General features: G+C 67.2%; 11 protein-coding genes. 6 read left to right on the top strand and 5 right to left on the bottom strand.

Translation table 11 applies throughout. From position 1 onward, the window contains the following. Window positions 1–123 precede the first annotated feature (123 nt). Genes tssK through ACFPOB_RS02015 form a run of 6 tightly spaced genes read left to right on the top strand, consistent with a single transcriptional unit; the run spans window position 124 to window position 10125 of the window. Window positions 124–1461 carry a type VI secretion system baseplate subunit TssK gene (gene tssK, locus ACFPOB_RS01990; protein WP_377795503.1) on the top strand — a complete coding sequence of 446 codons (1338 nt, stop codon included), beginning with the start codon at window positions 124–126 and terminating at the stop codon, window positions 1459–1461. Beyond that, entirely contained in the window at window positions 1458–2975 is a 1518-nt protein-coding gene (gene icmH / locus ACFPOB_RS01995) for a type IVB secretion system protein IcmH/DotU (RefSeq protein ID WP_377795505.1), read from the top strand. The genes tssK and icmH overlap by 4 nt, the downstream gene beginning before the upstream one ends. Before the next feature lie 31 nt (window positions 2976–3006). Then, the gene (gene tssM / locus ACFPOB_RS02000) at window positions 3007–6672 is read left to right on the top strand and encodes a type VI secretion system membrane subunit TssM (protein WP_377795507.1); all 3666 of its coding nucleotides are present in this window, start codon (window positions 3007–3009) and stop codon (window positions 6670–6672) included. Between the two features lie 14 nt (window positions 6673–6686). Beyond that, on the top strand, window positions 6687–7379 hold the full coding sequence (tagF, locus tag ACFPOB_RS02005; protein ID WP_377795509.1) for a type VI secretion system-associated protein TagF: 693 nt from the start codon (window positions 6687–6689) through the stop codon (window positions 7377–7379). Beyond that, window positions 7376–8173 carry a PP2C family protein-serine/threonine phosphatase gene (locus tag ACFPOB_RS02010; protein WP_377795511.1) on the top strand — a complete coding sequence of 266 codons (798 nt, stop codon included), beginning with the start codon at window positions 7376–7378 and terminating at the stop codon, window positions 8171–8173. The genes tagF and ACFPOB_RS02010 overlap by 4 nt, the downstream gene beginning before the upstream one ends. Next, the gene (locus ACFPOB_RS02015) at window positions 8170–10125 is read left to right on the top strand and encodes a serine/threonine-protein kinase (protein WP_377795513.1); all 1956 of its coding nucleotides are present in this window, start codon (window positions 8170–8172) and stop codon (window positions 10123–10125) included. Before ACFPOB_RS02010 ends, ACFPOB_RS02015 begins: the two co-directional genes overlap by 4 nt. Before the next feature lie 185 nt (window positions 10126–10310). On the opposite strand, the gene ACFPOB_RS02020 is transcribed toward ACFPOB_RS02015, so the two are convergent. The 5 genes from ACFPOB_RS02020 to ACFPOB_RS02040 form a co-directional block, all read right to left on the bottom strand. Continuing rightward, entirely contained in the window at window positions 10311–11021 is a 711-nt protein-coding gene (locus ACFPOB_RS02020; RefSeq protein ID WP_377795515.1) for an ABC transporter ATP-binding protein, read from the bottom strand. A 13-nt stretch (window positions 11022–11034) separates the two neighbouring features. Continuing rightward, window positions 11035–12333 (bottom strand): lipoprotein-releasing ABC transporter permease subunit, encoded by a 1299-nt coding sequence (locus ACFPOB_RS02025; protein WP_092154151.1) that lies wholly within the window; start codon window positions 12331–12333, stop codon window positions 11035–11037. Between the two features lie 16 nt (window positions 12334–12349). Next, a complete protein-coding gene (gene proS / locus ACFPOB_RS02030; RefSeq protein ID WP_092154153.1) occupies window positions 12350–13693 on the bottom strand; it encodes a proline--tRNA ligase in 1344 nt (447 codons plus the stop codon). A 141-nt stretch (window positions 13694–13834) separates the two neighbouring features. Next, window positions 13835–14335, bottom strand: a complete 501-nt coding sequence (gene coaD / locus ACFPOB_RS02035; protein ID WP_377795517.1) for a pantetheine-phosphate adenylyltransferase — start codon at window positions 14333–14335, stop codon at window positions 13835–13837. Window positions 14336–14375: 40 nt separating this feature from the next. After that, on the bottom strand, window positions 14376–16514 hold the full coding sequence (locus ACFPOB_RS02040; RefSeq protein WP_377795519.1) for a methyl-accepting chemotaxis protein: 2139 nt from the start codon (window positions 16512–16514) through the stop codon (window positions 14376–14378). Window positions 16515–16603 lie beyond the last annotated feature (89 nt).

Here is a 16603-nt window from a genome sequence, read left to right on the forward strand (position 1 = left end):
CATGTCCCAGCGAAAACCGCCTTGTGGCAGGCAGAGGCAATCTTGCCCTCCCCCATACGAATGGTGACGCTCGGGAACGAGCTGTATAGTGTTCTGCCTTGGCCTTGAGATAGCGAGAGCCGGATGTCGTGGTACAGTAAGGTTGTCTGGTCCGAAGGCTTGTTTTTGCGGCCGCATCACCTGCAGCAGAACGATCGCTATCTCGAGAATCTGCTGGAGAATCGCGTCCGGCACGTCACGCCTTATCCGTGGGGGTTCTCGGTGCTCGAGATCGACCGCGACCTGGCGCAGCAGAGCCGCATCGGGCTCAGGCGCGCCGTCGGCGTGATGCCGGATGGCACGCCTTTCGCCATGCCCGACAACTCGCCGTTGCCGCCTGCGATCGAGGTGCCGGAGAACGCCGCCGGCCAATACGCCTGGCTGTCGCTGCCGCTGGCCGCGTCCAACACCCGCGAGGTCGAGGACAGCCTGAACGGCTCGGCCAGCCGCTTCTATCCGGCGACCGAAATGCTGATCGATTCGACCGCCTCGCTGCGGGTCGAGGAGGAGATCGACATCGCCCATCCGCGCATGGGCCTGGAGCTGCGCAAGACCGGCAAGCCAGGCTATGTCGGCCTCGCGCTCGGGCGGATTCTGGAAGTGCGCGACCGTGCCATCCTGTTCGACGAGAAATTCGCCCCGCCGGTGCTGCTCTGCTCGGCCCATCCGGTCGTGGACGGCTGGATGGACCGGGTCATCGGCTGGATCGACAACAAGCTCGAAGAGCTCGCGCGCTACGCCGCCGACCCGACCGCCGGCGGCGGCCTGCAGAGCGCCGACTATTTCATCCTGCAGATGCTCAACCGGCACATCCCGGTGCTGAAGCACATGCGCGGCTCGCGCTTCGTCCATCCCGAGCGCCTGTTCGTCACCCTGCTCGCCATCGCCGGCGAGCTCGCCACCTTCACCACGGCCGAGCGCCGCGCCCGCGACTACCCGGCCTATGATCATGACGACCTGGAGGGCTGCTTCACCCCGGTGGTGCGCGACATCCAGGACTTCCTCTCGGCCCAGCTCGGCCGCCGCGCCATCCGGCTCGAAATCGTCGAGCGGGCGCAGAACGCCTTCATGTCTACGATCCGCGACCGCGCTTTGATGCGCAATGCGACGCTGATCCTGGAAGTGGCGGCGCGCCGGCCTCTGACCGAGATCCAGTCGCAGTTCCCGCATCTGTTCAAGGTCGGCCCGAACACCAAGATGAACGAGATCGTCCATGCCCATCTGCCGGGCATCAATCTCGTCCACCTGCCGACGCCGCCGCCCCAGATCCGGGCACTGACCGACCACGTCTATTTCTATCTCGACCGCACCTCGCCGCTCTGGCCGGAATTCAGCTCGGCGAGCTCGATCGGTATGCATTTCTCCGGTGACTGGCCCGATCTCGAAATGGAGCTCTGGGCCGTGCTCGAGGGCAGGCGATGAGCAATGACGGCTCCGATCCGTTCGGCCGCTCGGACCGGACCTTCATCCGGCCGAACCCGGCGGGACGGCGCGTGCCGCCGCCCTCCCGCCCGGCTGAGACGCCGGGCTACCCACCGCAGGGGCAGCCCTACCCGCCCCCGAACGCACCCTATCCACCTCCGCCTGCCGGCTATCCGCCGCCGCCCTCGCCCTATGCGCCCTCCGGTGCACCGCAATACCCGCAGGCAGCCCCTTCGCCCGGCGTGCCCGGCGGCGAGGAATGGATGTCGCAGCCGCAGCCGCGCCCAAGTGCGCCGCCGCCGCAGCCGCAAGGCTATGTGCCGCAGGCCCTGCCCAAGCGCGAGCAGATGCTCACGCCGAACACCAATCCACTGCTGAAGGCGGCCGGGCCGCTTTTGCTCCTGCTCGGGCGCCTGCGCGCCAACCTGTCCCGCGCGCCGGCGACGCAGATGATCGGGCAGGTCGGCGAGACGATCGAGGCCTTCGATCATGAGGTTCGCGCAGCGGGCTTCACCGCCGAGCAGACGCGCACGGCCAAGTACATCATCTGCGCCTTCGCCGACGACATCGTTCAGAACATCCCGGGCGAGGACCGGCATGTCTGGACGCAGTACAGCATGCTCTCGCGCTTCTTCGGCGAGCGCATCGGCGGCGTGCGCTTCTTCGAGGAGCTCGAGCGCGCCAAGCGCGATCCATCGGTCAATTACGACCTGCTCGAACTGATGCATGTCTGCCTGGCGCTCGGCTTCGAGGGCGTGCACCGCACCTCCGCCGGCGGCGCCGCCAATCTGCAGATGATCCAGCGCAACCTGTTCGAGACGCTGCGGCGCGTGAAGCAGCCCGATCCGGAATTGTCGCCGCGCTGGCAGGGCCAGGCCCTCACCGCCCGGCTCGCCGGCTTCAGGATCCCGGTCTGGTCGGTCGCTGCCGTCGCCGCGGTCGCCGTGCTCGGCCTCTATTTCATCTTCCGCGCCCTGCTCGGCGGCAATGCCGAGGCCTCGGCCAGCGCGCTGCTCGCAGTCCATCCCAAGGGCGACATCGAGATCATCCGGAAGGTCGCAGCGAGGCCGCCGCCGCCTTTGCCGCCGCCGGCACAGCCGCCGAAGGTCTGCGGCACGGTGCAGCCGCCGATCACCTGCGAGGTGACACCGAACCTGATCATCGTGCGCCTGATGGGCATCACCTTGTTCGATCCCGGCCAAGCGGTGGTGCGCAATGAGTTCCGCCCGCTGATCGATCGTATCTCGACCGTGCTCAACGAGGAAGGCGGGGCGATCAAGGTCGTCGGCCACTCCGACTCCGATCCGATCCGATCCGCCCGCTTCCCCAACAATCTCGAATTGTCGAAGGCGCGCGCCGTAGCGGTCGGCGACCTCCTGAAGACCAGGCTAAAGCAGCCGGACCGCATCAGCACCGACGGCAAGGGGCAGGACGTGCCGATCGACACCAACGCGACCGCGGCCGGCAAGGCGAAGAACCGACGTGTCGAAATCCTGATCCAGCGCAACGGCTAGGGCGGATGACGGTGCAGGAGACGGGTAGACGATGAATCTCGCGACGTGGCTCAGGATCGCAGCCATCCTCGTCGGCGCCCTCGCGCTGACGCTGTTGATCTGGTTCGGCGGCCCATTCGTCGCCTTCGGCGAGGTGCGCCCGTTCGAATCGGTCTGGGTCAGGCTGCCGATCGCGATCGTGCTGATGCTCGGAGCGCTCGGCTGGATCGCCTGGATCGTGATCAAGCGGCGCAAGGCCGTCGCCGCGCTCTCCGACGCGATGGCCAAGGAGGAAAGCCAGACCGGTGACGGCGCCGCGCTCTCGGCCGCCATGCGCGATGCGCTGGCGACGCTCCGGCGCACCCGCGGCAAAGATGGCGGCGATTATCTCTACGATCTGCCCTGGTACGTCATCATCGGCCCGCCCGGCGCCGGCAAGACCACGGCCCTGGTCAATTCCGGGCTGAAGTTCCCGCTCGCCCGCGGCGGCCAGACCCCGGCCGCCGTCGCCGGCACCGGCGGCACCCGCTATTGCGACTGGTGGTTCGCAGAGGATGCGGTGCTGATCGACACCGCCGGCCGCTACACCACGCAGGACACCGACACCAAAGCCGAGCGGACGAGCTGGCTTTCCTTCCTTGATTTGCTCAAGGCCAACCGCCCGCGCCAACCGATCAACGGCGTCATCGTCGCGATCAGCATTGAGGACCTGCTGACCTCTTCGCAGGAGGAGGTCATCGCCCATGGCGACGCGATCCGTGCCCGCCTGCTCGATCTCAACGAGCGGCTGAAGGTCGATTTCCCGGTCTATGCGGTCTTCACCAAAGCCGATCTGATCGCCGGCTTCAACGAGTTCTTCGCCGCGCTCTCCGAGCCGCAGCGGCGCATGGTCTGGGGCCATACCTTCCAGACGCTCGACAAGACCCGCAACATGATCGGCGACGTGCCGCCCGAATTCGACGCGCTGATCGAGCGTCTGAATGAGCGCCTTTCGGATCGCCTGCAGGACGAGCACAACCCGACCTCGCGCGCCAAGCTCTTCGGCCTGCCGAGCCAGATGGCGACGCTGAAGCCGGTCATCATCGACTTCCTCGGCCGCGTCTTCGAGCCGACGCGCTATCAGTCGAGCGCGACCTTGCGCGGCTTCTACTTCACCTCCGGCACCCAGGAAGGGACGCCGATCGACCAGCTGATCGGCGCCCTCTCGCGCAATTTCGGTAGCGACCACGCCGATTCCGGCTCCTATTCCGGCCGGGGCAAGAGCTTCTTCCTCACCGACCTGATCCAGAAGGTGATCATCGGCGAATCCGGTTGGGTCTCGACCGACCTGCGCGCCGCACGCCGCTCGACCCTGCTGCGCATCGCCGGCTTCAGCGCGATCGCGCTGGTCTCGCTGGCGCTCGGCGGCATGTGGTGGACGAGCTATGCCCGCAACAGCGACCTGATCAACCAGACCAATTACGGCCTCGCCGATTATCGCTCCAGCGCCGCCCCGGTGCTGCAGGAGACCACTCTCTCCGACCGCAATTTCAGCCGCATCCTGCCGCTGCTGCACAAGCTGCGCCACATGCCGGCGGGCTATGCCAACAAGGACGAGCCGACGCCGGTCGCCGCTACCTTCGGACTCAGCCAGCGCGAGCGCCTGCAGTCGGCGACGCAGGAGAGCTATCACCAGGCGCTGGAGCGGCTGCTGCGCTCGCGCATCATCTTTCGGCTGGAAGAGCAACTCGAGGCCAACGTCAACAATCCCGGCTTCATCTACGAGGCGCTCAAGGTCTATCTGATGGTCGGCAGCCGCGCTCCGCTCGACCGCGACCTCGTCCTCGCCTGGATGCGGCAGGACTGGGCCGAGAACCTCTTTCCCGGCGCCGCCAACGCCAAGGGGCGCGAGGCGCTGGAGGAGCACCTCGTCGCCCTGCTCGATCTCGACGACGGCGCTGAGCCAGTCGTCAAGCTCAACCAGCCGCTGATCGAGAGCAGCCAGCGTACCCTGCGCCGGCTCAGCATCGCCGAGCGCGCCTACGAGCTGCTGCGCACGCAAGGACGCAACGCCGCTCGCGACTGGGTTGCTGCGATCCGCGGCGGCTCGGATGCGCGGCTGGTCTTCGAGGGCGTCTCGGGCGAGGATCTTGACACGATCCGGGTGCCCTACTTCTACACTTATGACGGCTTCCAGAGCGCCTTCGTCGACCGGCTCGGCGATATCGGCGAGCGCATCGAGAAGGAGCGCTGGGTCCTCGGCGACAATGCCGACCAGGCGGCGATCACCTCGCAATATGCCAGCCTGTTCCAGGACCTGCTGAAGCTCTACGCGCGCGACTTCACTGCCTCCTGGCAGCGGGCGCTGCGCCGGCTGAAGTTACGGCCTCTCAACGCCGACAAGCCGAAATACATCGCGCTTTCCGCCATCGCCGCACCGACCTCGCCGTTCAAACAGCTGTTGGAATCCATCCGCGACGAGACGCAGTTGACCAAGGAGCGTGCAGCGGCGAAACGGCCGGCTGGCGCGCAGGCCGCCGAAAAGATGGCCGGTCAAGTCGCGGACCATGCCGCCAAGACCCTCGAGCAGCGCGCCAATTATTCGCTGAGCCGCCTCGGCACCAGCCTGCCACTGAGCGCCCCCGGCGTCGACCGCGTGCTCTCCGGCGGTGGCGGCGGCGAGGCGCTCGGCGCCAATATCGAGGCGCAGTTCAAGGCCTTCCACGTCCTGGTCGAGGGCGATGGCGGCAAGCGGCCGGTCGATCAGGCGCTGCAGATCTTCGCCGAAATCAACCAGAACCTCGCAATGGCCGCCACCACGCCGGCCCAAGCTGCCGCCGCCAATGCGGCGCTGGTGCCATTGATCGCCTCGCTGCGCGGCAACTCCTCGCGCTATCCGGCGCCGTTCGATGCGATGATTGTCGCAGCCGTCAATGATTTCGAGGGCGACGCGACGACCGCTACCGTCTCGCAACTGCGCCAGGCGCTCGCCAGCGAGATCACCGGCCGCTGCTCGAGCTTGCTCGCCAACCGCTATCCCTTCGCCAAGGGCAGCACGAGCGAGATCGGCCTCGCCGACTTCGCCCAGCTCTTCGCCCCGGGCACCGGTGCGATGGACAAGTTCATGAAGGAGCGGCTCGACCCCTATATCGACAAGTCAGGCCAGAACTGGAGCTGGCGCCAGGACAGCCGTGTCGCCCGCGCGCTTTCGCCAACGACGCTGCGCGAATTCCAGCGTGCCAACGACATCCGCGAGGCCTTCTTCCCGACCGGCGGCAACCTGCCGAATTTCCAGATGGTGGTGGTGCCGACCAGCCTCTCCTCCGACGCCTCAGGCGCGAAGCTTGAGATCAACGGCTTCACCGTGGCGAGCCAGCAGGGGGTCAATACGCCGACGCCGGTGATGTGGCCGGGCGGCGGTCTCGCCAAGACCTCGATCACGCTGACGATCGGTGGTGGTGCTGCCAACAACAATGCCGGCGGCATCTTCGGCGGCGGCTTCTTCTCCAACAGCCCGACGCCGGCGGCGCCGACCGAGGTGAAGATGTTCGACCGCTCCGGCGTCTGGTCCTTCTTCCGCCTGCTCGATGCCGGCTCAGTGCTGCGCCAGGGCGACAATGTCGTGTTCACCCTCGCCGCTGGCGGCCGCCAGGTCGGCTACCAGTTCGGCGTCGGCTCGCTGAAGAACCCGCTGGTGCTGCCGGCGCTGCGCGAAATCCGCTGTCCGACGGGGATTTGAGCATGAGCTGCGGGTTGTTCGGGAAGCTTCCGGGCAAGCGGGATTTCATCGCGCTGAATGCGCCGACCGCCTTCCTCTCAGCCTATGAGCCCTGGCTCCAGGGCGGGCTCACCGCCAGCCGGGTCGAGCTCGGCACGCGCTGGCAGGATGCCTTCCTCAACGCGCCGATCTGGCGCTTCTGGTTCGGTAGCGCCTTTTGCGGCACGACCGTGGCCGGCGCCTTCATGCCCTCGGTCGACGGCATCGGCCGCTATTTCCCGCTGACTGTCTTCGCTCTCGCCGGCCCCGGCGCCGCGATCCCGCCGCCCGAGCTCGATCCGCAGGACACCTGGTTCACGCAGGCCGAGGACTTCCTGCTGCGCGCGCTCGAACCGGAGGCCAGCTACGAGGCCGTGGCGCAGGCGCTGGGGGGGCTCGCAACGCCCAATGACGACCTCAAGGCCGCCCCGCCTGTCGACATGGTGCGTCTCTCCGACGGCACCATCGTCAGCGCGCTCGATTCCGCCAGCTTTCCTGCCCGGCTCTCGGCGCTGCGGATCGAGGATCACACCCGTTCCTATGCCCATGCCAGCTATCTCTGGACCATCGGCGGCAACGATTTCGAGCCGCTCGCTCTCGTCGGCCAGGGCCTGCCCAGCCCCTATCTCTACACCGGTCTCCTGACCGGACGCTTCGACGCCTTCCTCGGCGCAGGATCGACAGCATGAACGAGCACCGCGCCAGCTCCTGTTTCGAGACGGGCGCGGTCAGCCACGCCGGGCGCGTGCGCAGCCATAACGAAGACAATCTGGTAGTGCGGCCCGAAAATGGTCTTTGGGCCGTCGCCGACGGCATGGGCGGTCATCAGAACGGCGCCATGGCGAGCGCTACCGTGGCGGCCAGCCTGTCGGCGATCGGCGCAGCCGGCTCCGCCGCCGAGCTGCTCGACCGGCTCGAACGCGGCGTGGTCGAGGCGAATGCGGAACTGCGCCGCAAGATCCGCGAGCATGACGGCGCCACCATGGGCGCGACGCTGGCCGTGCTGCTCGCACATCAGCGCCACTTCGCCTGTGTCTGGTGTGGCGACAGCCGGGTCTATCTCGTCCGCAGCGGGCAAATCACTCAGGTCACCCGCGACCACACCGAAGCCCAGGACATGATCGAGCGCGGCCTGCTCACCGTCGAGGAGGCGCGGACCTGGCCACGGCGCCACGTCATCACCCGCGCCATCGGCGTCCACGACCGGCCCGAACTCGACATCGACCATGGCGAGCTCGAAGGCGGCGACGTCTTCGTGCTCTGCTCGGACGGGCTCACCGACCATGTCCGCGACGAGGAGATCCTGCGCGCGGTCGTCTCCAGCGGCGCGCAGGCCGCCTGCGACGCCCTGCTGGCGCTGACGCTGGAACGCGGCGCCACCGACAATGTCACCGTGATCGTCGTGCGCTATCATCACGACGGCGGAAGCGAAAAGACGCGCTGGGTGCCGAACATGCGCCGGCGCAGGAGCGATGCGCCATGAGCGACCCCGACCGCACCGTCTTTCTGCCGCGCACTGGCCTGGCGCCTGGCGTGCGGCTGAACGGCATCTACGAGATCGAGCGCCTGATCGCGACCGGCGGCATGGGCGAGGTCTATCAGGGCCGCGCCATCCAGACCGGCGACGCCGTCGCGATCAAGATCGTGCGCTCCGACATGGCGCAGGACGCCAACGTCATCACCCTGTTCCGCAACGAGGCGTCGGCACTGCACAACCTCTACAACGAGGCCATCGTCCGCTACTACGTGTTCACCGTCGACCCGGCGACGCAAGCGACCTATCTCGCCATGGAGTTCGTCGACGGTCAGTCGCTTTCCGACCGCTTGAAAGATGGTCCGTTGTCTCTGGAGGAGGCCGATCTCCTGCGTCGGCGCATCGCGTCCGGCCTGCAGGCCGCCCACCTGCTCGGCATCACCCATCGCGACGTCTCGCCCGACAACATCATCCTGCCCGGCGGCCAGGTCACCCGCGCCAAGATCATCGATTTCGGCATCGCCAAGTCGAAGCTGGCCGAGAAGACGGTGATCGGCTCCGGCTTTGCCGGCAAGTACAACTACGTATCGCCCGAACAGCTCGGCCTCTACGGCGCCGAGGTCACCGGCAAGTCGGACATCTACAGCCTCGGCCTCGTGCTCGCCGAAGCGCTCGGCGGCCGCCCGCTCGACATGGGCGGCACGCAGATGCAGATTCTGGAGAAGCGGCGGCGCGTCCCCGATCTGGCCGCCATCGACAAGCGCATTCGCCCGCTGCTGGCGCGCATGCTCGCGCCCGATCCGAAGGACCGGCCGGCCGACATGGCCGAGGTCGCGGCATGGCAGGCCAAGGGCAGCGCGAGTTCTGCAGGCGGTGGTGGACGCAGCTTTCCCTGGGCGCTGGTCGCCGGCGTCGCGGCGCTCGCCCTGCTTGCCGGAGGCGGGTTCCTCGCATGGAAAATGCTGGGCGGCAACACCCCGGTCCAGCAGGCGATGAACGCCCCGCCGCCGGCCTTGAGCGACGATCGCCCGCCGGCATCACCCGGCGCGGGATCGAGCAGTCCGCCGCCTGAGCTGACACCCGCGAACCCGCCGCCGGCCAGTGCGGCTCCCTCGCCGCAGCCTGCGAGCCAAAGCGAGCCGCCAGCGCTCCAACCGCCGGGGGCTCCGACGCAGACCGTGCCGACGCCGGTTCCGCCCTCTCCACAACCGCCCGCGCCTGCCCCGCCGGAGCTGAACCCAACGCCGACGCCACCACCGGCCAGCCCGGCCTCGACGACCGCCCCGCTACCGGTGCCGACGCCGACACCGCCAGCCATTGACCCGGAGCCACGCACGGCCGCCGAGCGGACGGCACGCTATGTCGCGGATTATGATGGCGGGGCCTGCTTTTTCCTGTGGCCGACGACGATCGCCGACAAGCGCGCGGCGATCGAAGGCTTCGGCAGCACGGCCGAGCCCTTCGTCAGCTTCGACGCCGCCTTCAAGAAGGCTCAGGGCTACGAAGCGCAGATCAGCCTGCGCACCGTCACGTCGGCACAATGCCCGATGGTTGATTTCCTGCGCCAACTCGGCCGTGGTATCGACCGTAGCCCGGTGATGCAGATCGGCGCTTTCACCATGAAGAGCGGAGACACGCTCTCCGGCTCGGTCGAGACCGACCCGGGCAAGAACCTCGACATCCTGCTGATCGGCGATGACGGGCTGGTTTACAACCTTGCAAACTATACGCGCCGGGAAGGTCGCAGGGCGAGCTTCAGCCTGAAGCTGGAATCGACGGCAGCGTCCGGCGCCCCGGTCAGGCCGCAGACCGTGCTTGCCCTGGTGAGCCAGTCGCCGCTACCGACGCTGTCGGGCCCCAACCCGGCTCCCGCCGGCGACGTCTTCCCGGGCCTGCACCAGGACATCGCCCGCGCCGGCGGTAAGGTCGGTGTCGGCATCAAATATTTCCGGATCGAGTGAGCGCCGCGGTCGTTTCGCGGCAGAGCGAAGGCCCGAGCCCCATGCACCTATGCGCCTGCTCAGGAATCCTTCGAACGAAAGCGAGTTTATCGCTTACAGCACGTTCCGATCTGATTGCACCGCAATCAGATCGGTAAACCGTTCTCTATCAATAATTTAGAGACTGATTCACCGATCAGGTCGAATCAGTCTCTAGCTGGTCGCGCCAAAGCCAGCGGCACCACCATCCCGTCGCGGATCGTGACCTGGCGGTCCATGCGGGCGGCAAGGTCGAGGTTGTGCGTCGCGATCAGCGCCGCCAGGCCCGAGGCGCGGGCCAGCGCCACCAGCGTGTTGAACACGTGCAGCGAGGTGTGCGGGTCGAGATTGCCGGTCGGCTCGTCTGCCAAGAGCACGCGCGGCGCATTGGCGACGGCGCGGCCGATCGCGACGCGCTGCTGCTCGCCACCCGACAATTCACCCGGCAGATGATCGAGCCGCTCGCCGAGGCCGAGGAAGCTCAGGAGCTCGGTCGCGCGCGATTCCGCCTCGGCCTTGCCGAGCCCGCGAATGCGCTGCGGCAGCACGACGTTCTCCAGCGCGGTGAATTCCGGCAGGAGATGGTGGAACTGGTAGACGAAGCCGATCTCGGTGCGCCGCAACCGGGTCAGGCCCTTGTCGTCGAGCTGCGAGGTCGGCACGCCGCCGATGAAGACCTCGCCGCCATCGGGGCTTTCGAGCAGGCCGGCGACGTGAAGCAGGGTCGACTTGCCGGTGCCGCTCGGCGCGACCAGCGCCACGAGCTCGCCCGGCCAGATCGCGAAATCGGCCTTGCGCAGCACCTCGAGCGGGCCGTCGGACTGGGGATAGTAGCGCTCGATCTGGGAGAGGAAGAGCGCCGGGGTCTCGGTTGCCATCAGCCTGCGTTCCTCAGCCCATCCGCAGGGCTTTGACGGGGTCGAGCCGCGCTGCCTTCCAGGCCGGATAGAGCGTCGCCAGCAGCGACAGGACGAGTGTCATCACCACCACGGCGGCGACCTCGCGCCAGTCGATCACCGAAGGGATGTCGCTGAGGAAGCGCACGGTCGGGTCCCAGGGGTTCACGCCAAGCAGGCTGCTCAGCCCCTTGTTGATGGTCTGGATGTTCTTCGCGAAGACGACGCCAAGAATGAAGCCGGCGATGGTGCCGAACACGCCGATCGCCGCGCCCGTAATCAGGAAGACCCGCAGCACAGTGCCGCGCGAGGCGCCCATTGTGCGCATGATCGCGATGTCCTCGGTCTTGTCCTTCACCAGCATGATCAGGCCCGAGACGATGTTCAGCGTCGCGACCAGCACGATCAGGGTCAGGATGATGAACATCACATTGCGCTCGACCTCGAGCGCATTGAAGAAGGTGCGGTTGCGCTGGCGCCAGTCCGACAGCACGAGCGGGCGCGGCGCGTCCTGCTCGATCCGGTCGCGCACCGCCTGCGTCTGGTCGGGATCGTTGATGAAGATCTCGATGACGTTCACGTCGCCGTCGCGGTTGAAATAGGCCTGGGCTTCGCCGAGCGGCATGAAGACGAAGGAGGCGTCGAACTCCGACATGCCGATCTCGAAGATCGCCGTGACCGGATAGGCCTTGATCCGCGGGGCCGTGCCGAAGGGCGTCGAGGCGCCGCGTGGGGTGACGATCGTGATGGTGTCGCCGACCTGCAGGCCGAGCGACCCTGCCAGGCGCCGGCCGATCGCGACACCATTGGCGGTGGCAAAGCCATCGAGCGTACCCTGGCGGACATTGCTCGCGATGAAGGGGATCGACTTGATGTCCTCTTCCGAGATGCCGCGCACCAGAACGCCGCCATTGCCGACCTGCGAGGAGGCGAGCGCCTGCCCCTCCACCAGCGGGATCGCCAGCTTGATGCCCTGGATCTGCCGGAGCCGCGCCGCGACCTGCTCGTAGTCGTCGAGTGGCCGGTCGATCGGGGTCGCGAAGATGTGCCCGTTGACGCCGACGATCTTCTCCAGCAGCTCCTTGCGGAAGCCGTTCATCACCGACATCACGATGATCAGCGTCGCGACGCCGAGCAGGATGCCGAGGAAGGAAAAGCCGGCAATGACCGAAACGAAGCCCTCGCGCCGCCGCGTGCGCAGATAGCGGCCGGCGAGCAGCCATTCGAAGCCGGCGAAGGCCTTTGTGCCGGTCGGCACGCTCCCGGCGGCCGGAGCCTCGGCGACGGCGCTCATGACCGTCCTCCTCCGCTCACGCGCTCGCCTCCGCGCCCTTGCCGGGGAACCGCGCCAGCGCCGCCTCGAGCGAGACCAATTCGCGCTCGCCGCCGGCGCGGCGCTTGAGCTCGACCTTGCCCTCGGCCAGCCCCTTCGGGCCGACGATGATCTGCCAGGGGATACCGATCAGGTCGGCGGTAGCGAACTTGCCGCCCGGGCGCTCGTCGCGGTCGTCATAGACCATGTCGTAGCCCTTGGCCGCGAGACCCTTGTAGAGCTGGTCGCAGGCGCCATCGGTCGCGGCATCGCCGGTCTTGAGATTGAGCACGGCGATGTCGAAAGGCGCGATCTCGTCGGGCCAGACGATGCCGCCCTCATCATGGCCAGCCTCGATCAGCGCGGCGACGAGGCGGCTCGGGCCGATGCCGTAGGAGCCCATATGGACCGGCACCAGCTGCCCGTCGGGACCTGTGACGGTCGCGCCCATCGGAGCGGAGTACTTGGTGCCGAAATAGAAGATATGGCCGACCTCGATGCCGCGAGCCGAAACCTGGCTTTCGGCGGGGATCGCCGCGAAGGCATCCTTTTCGTGCATTTCCTCGGTCGCGGCATAGAGGCTCGTCCACTTGTCGACGATGCCCTGCAGGCCGGGGACGCTGTCGAAGTCGGTGTCCGCGGCCGGCGTTGCGAAGTCGAGATAGTCCTTGTGGCAGAAGACCTCGCTCTCGCCGGTCGAGGCGAGCACGATGAACTCGTGGCTGAGATCCCCGCCGATCGGACCGGTATCGGCGCGCATCGGGATCGCCTTCAGGCCGAGCCGCGCGAATGTCCGCAGATAGGCGGTGAACATGCGGTTATAGGCATGGCGAGCACCTGCCTGGTCGAGATCGAAGGAATAGGCGTCCTTCATCAGGAACTCACGGCCGCGCATCACGCCGAAGCGCGGGCGGACCTCGTCCCGGAACTTCCACTGGATGTGGTAGAGGTTGAGCGGCAGGTCCTTGTAGGACTTGACGTAGGAGCGGAAGATCTCGGTGACCATCTCCTCATTGGTCGGGCCGTAGAGCATCTCGCGGTCGTGCCGGTCCTTGATGCGCAGCATCTCCTTGCCATAGGCATCGTAGCGCCCGCTCTCGCGCCAGAGATCGGCCGACTGGATGGTCGGCATCAGGATCTCGATGGCGCCCGCGCGGTTCTGCTCCTCGCGCACGACGGCGCTGATCTTGTTGAGAACCCGCAAGCCGAGCGGCAGCCAGGAATAGATGCCGGCGGATTGCTGGCGGATCATGCCGGCGCGCAGCATCAGCCGGTGCGAGACGATCTCCGCTTCCTTGGGCGTATCGCGCAGGATCGGCAGGAAATAGCGGGACAGGCGCATCGGAGCACTCGTTGGAGGACGATGCGCCAGGACCGCGCACCGATTCAGATTAGTCCAGAGACACCATCGGCGTTTGCAAATTGCAAACGCTAATGCACATCGCCATCAGGCAAATGCACATCCATGGCGTTTGCGCAGGCGTCAGCGCTCGGCGAACTTGGCTTTCAGCCTGTCGCGGACAATGGGCGGAACGAAGGCGGAAACATCACCGCCCATCGAGGCAACCTGACGCACCAGCGTCGCGGTGATGTGGCGGGCCGGCGGCGTGGCTGGCAGGAAGACAGTCTGCAGCTCGGGCACCATGGTGTGGTTCATGCCGGCGAGCTGCATCTCATAGTCGAGATCGGTGCCGTCGCGCAGGCCGCGCACCAGGATCGTGGCGCCGAGCCGGCGCGCCGCGTCGATGGTGAGGTCGTCGAAGGTGACGACCTCGAGCATCACGCCTGATGCAGACGCGATCGGGCCACAGATCTCGCGCAGCAGTTCGGCCCGTTCGTCGGCAGTGAAGATCGGCGTCTTGCCGGGATGGATCCCGATGGCGAGGATCAGCCTGTCGCACAGCCGGCAGGCGGCCTCGATCATATCGACATGGCCATTGGTGACGGGGTCGAACGACCCGGCATAGAAGGCGGTGTGGCTCATGGCCTGAGCGTTAGCCAACGTTGCCAGCCTCGACAAGCGTTCAGGCGACGCGGAGTTCACCAATGACGTGATCGACGCGCGCATTCAGCGCCTGGGCCAGCGCGGTCAGTTCGCCCGCCGCCTTCAGCACGGCGTCGGACGCGCCGGCGGTGTTGCGCGAGGCGAGCGCGACTTGGCTGGTGGCCTGGCCGATCAGGACGATCTCCTGCGTCGCAGCCAGAACGTCCGCAGCGATGGCATGGGCCGCTTCGTGCTGGCGCTGCATGGTCTGGCTGGTGCGGCGCGTTGCCTCGTTCAGCTCCTGCACGAAGGCGCGGATTCCAGCGATGCCGTCGACGGTCGCGGCAGTCGCCTGATTCATCGCCTCGATATGGCGCGCAATGTCTTGCGTTGCATTGGCGGTCTGCGTCGCCAGCGACTTCACCTCATTGGCGACGACGGCGAAGCCTCTGCCGGCTTCGCCGGCGCGGGCCGCCTCAATGGTGGCGTTGAGCGCGAGCAGATTGGTCTGCCCGGCGATAGCCGAGATCAGCCCAACCACCTCCGAGACCCGCGCCGCGCCGTTGGACAGGCCATCGACGACCCGGCTCACCGAATCCGCATGCTCGCGCGCCTGGCCCGCAGTCGCATCGGAAGAGCGGACCTCCCCGGCAAGCGCGTCGACGGCACCGAGCAGATCCTGCGCCGCGCGCTCGATCGACTTGACGCTGCGGATCGCGTTGCCGGTCGCGCTGTCCGTATCGGCCGCACCGGCCTGGGCTTCGCGCGCGCCTTCGGCGAGCTGATGCGCCGTCGTGCCCAGGGTTTCCGCGGAAACCGAGACCGAGGCCGAAACGGTCCTGACCGAATCTTCGAGCTCGCCCGCCAGCTCGTTCAGCAAGGCCCGTTGATGCTGCTCGGCCTCGGCCCGGCGCGTTTCCTGCTCGGCCTCGCGGCGCCGGGCTTCACCGCGCAGGGTTCCGCGGATCAGCTCGATCGACTTGGCGATGCCGCCGATCTCGTCGCGGCGGCCGGCTCCGGGAATCGCCTCTTCGGTCCGCCCCGCAGCCACGCCCGCGAGCCGGTCGGAGAGCCGCGCGATCGGACGCGCCACCGACCAGCCGAGCAGGATCGCGATGCCGAATAGCGGCAACAGCACCAGCAGGCCGGCGGAGACGACGGCGCTGCGGATCGTGCGTACCACGGCGAAGGCGCTCTCTTCCGGCTCGGTCAGCCAGAGCAGCCAGCGCCAATCGCCGATCGCCACCTCTTCACCGCTCGCGACCAGGGCCTGGCCGTCATGGCTGGTCATGCGGATGAGCGTCTTCTGCGTCTGTGCGCCCAGGCGACTGCGGTCGAGCGTCTCGCGCGGCGAGGCGCCGTTGCGCCGCGCCGCAGGGTTCGAGCGCATGAACCCGTCGGAGCCGACGACGAAAATCCTCTCGGCACTGGAACCCATCGGATTGAAGGCGAGCACATCATCGATCAGACGCGTATCGACGGCGATGACGATCGTCCCGACCTGCTGGTCCTCGCCTGCCTCTGCGTCGTAGAACGGCGCCGCCAGAAACGCACGCGGATCGCCGCCGACCGGATCGTAGGGCGAAAAGTCGAGCACCACCTGTTCGCCGGTAGCCTTGCCACGCGCCATCGCGACGGATCTGGCGAGGGCGGTACCGGCCAGATCCTCATCGCTCAGCAAGCGGCCGAACTCCGGTCCCTTAGTGACGCTGTAGACCACCCTGCCCTTGCGCGAGACCAGATAGATGTCGGCGTAATTGAACTGCTTCAGCGCTGCGGCATAGGTCTCGTGGATCGGCACATGACGCCACGAATAGCCATGTTGATGCTCACGCCCAGTGCGGGCGATGCGTTCGGCCAGAGGCAGCGAGCCGTCACCCTGATAATGGCTGAGGATGCTCTTGTAGTCGTGCTGGCCGAGCTCCATCCATTTGCCGATCTCGTCGAGCGCCGAGACGGTGAAGGCGCTGCGGGCCTGGACGGCGAGCTCGGCGCGCAGCTGCGCCCAGCGCCGCTCGATGGCGCGGACATGACCTTCGGCCAGAGCGTGCATGCGCTCGCGGACGGCCGCTTGCGCCCAGTTCGACACCGCGACATAGGCCGCCGAGCCCACCGCCAGGGCGGCCAGCAGGGCCAGGGCCAGCATGGCGACCGGAAGCCTGATTCTGAGGCTGAACACGAATCAGGTCTCCGCCCGGCATCGACTGTTTCGAAACAGCCAACACCAGCGCGGTTAACGTTGCTTGAAGCGCAGGACGCGCCGCAGCC

The organism is Allobosea eneae, from assembly GCF_042657265.1.
Classification (GTDB): domain Bacteria; phylum Pseudomonadota; class Alphaproteobacteria; order Rhizobiales; family Beijerinckiaceae; genus Allobosea; species Allobosea eneae.

Bases quoted from the DNA above. Each gene is read 5' to 3' on its own strand.
- icmH (WP_377795505.1), top strand. From the start codon at position 1,458: ATGAGCAATGACGGCTCCGATCCGTTCGGCCGCTCGGACCGGACCTTC.
- ACFPOB_RS02025 (WP_092154151.1), bottom strand. From the start codon at position 12,333: ATGAGCGCCGTCGCCGAGGCTCCGGCCGCCGGGAGCGTGCCGACCGGC.
- coaD (WP_377795517.1), bottom strand. From the start codon at position 14,335: ATGAGCCACACCGCCTTCTATGCCGGGTCGTTCGACCCCGTCACCAAT.
- tssM (WP_377795507.1), top strand. From the start codon at position 3,007: ATGAATCTCGCGACGTGGCTCAGGATCGCAGCCATCCTCGTCGGCGCC.
- proS (WP_092154153.1), bottom strand. From the start codon at position 13,693: ATGCGCCTGTCCCGCTATTTCCTGCCGATCCTGCGCGATACGCCCAAG.
- ACFPOB_RS02010 (WP_377795511.1), top strand. From the start codon at position 7,376: ATGAACGAGCACCGCGCCAGCTCCTGTTTCGAGACGGGCGCGGTCAGC.
- ACFPOB_RS02020 (WP_377795515.1), bottom strand. From the start codon at position 11,021: ATGGCAACCGAGACCCCGGCGCTCTTCCTCTCCCAGATCGAGCGCTAC.
- tssK (WP_377795503.1), top strand. From the start codon at position 124: ATGTCGTGGTACAGTAAGGTTGTCTGGTCCGAAGGCTTGTTTTTGCGG.
- ACFPOB_RS02015 (WP_377795513.1), top strand. From the start codon at position 8,170: ATGAGCGACCCCGACCGCACCGTCTTTCTGCCGCGCACTGGCCTGGCG.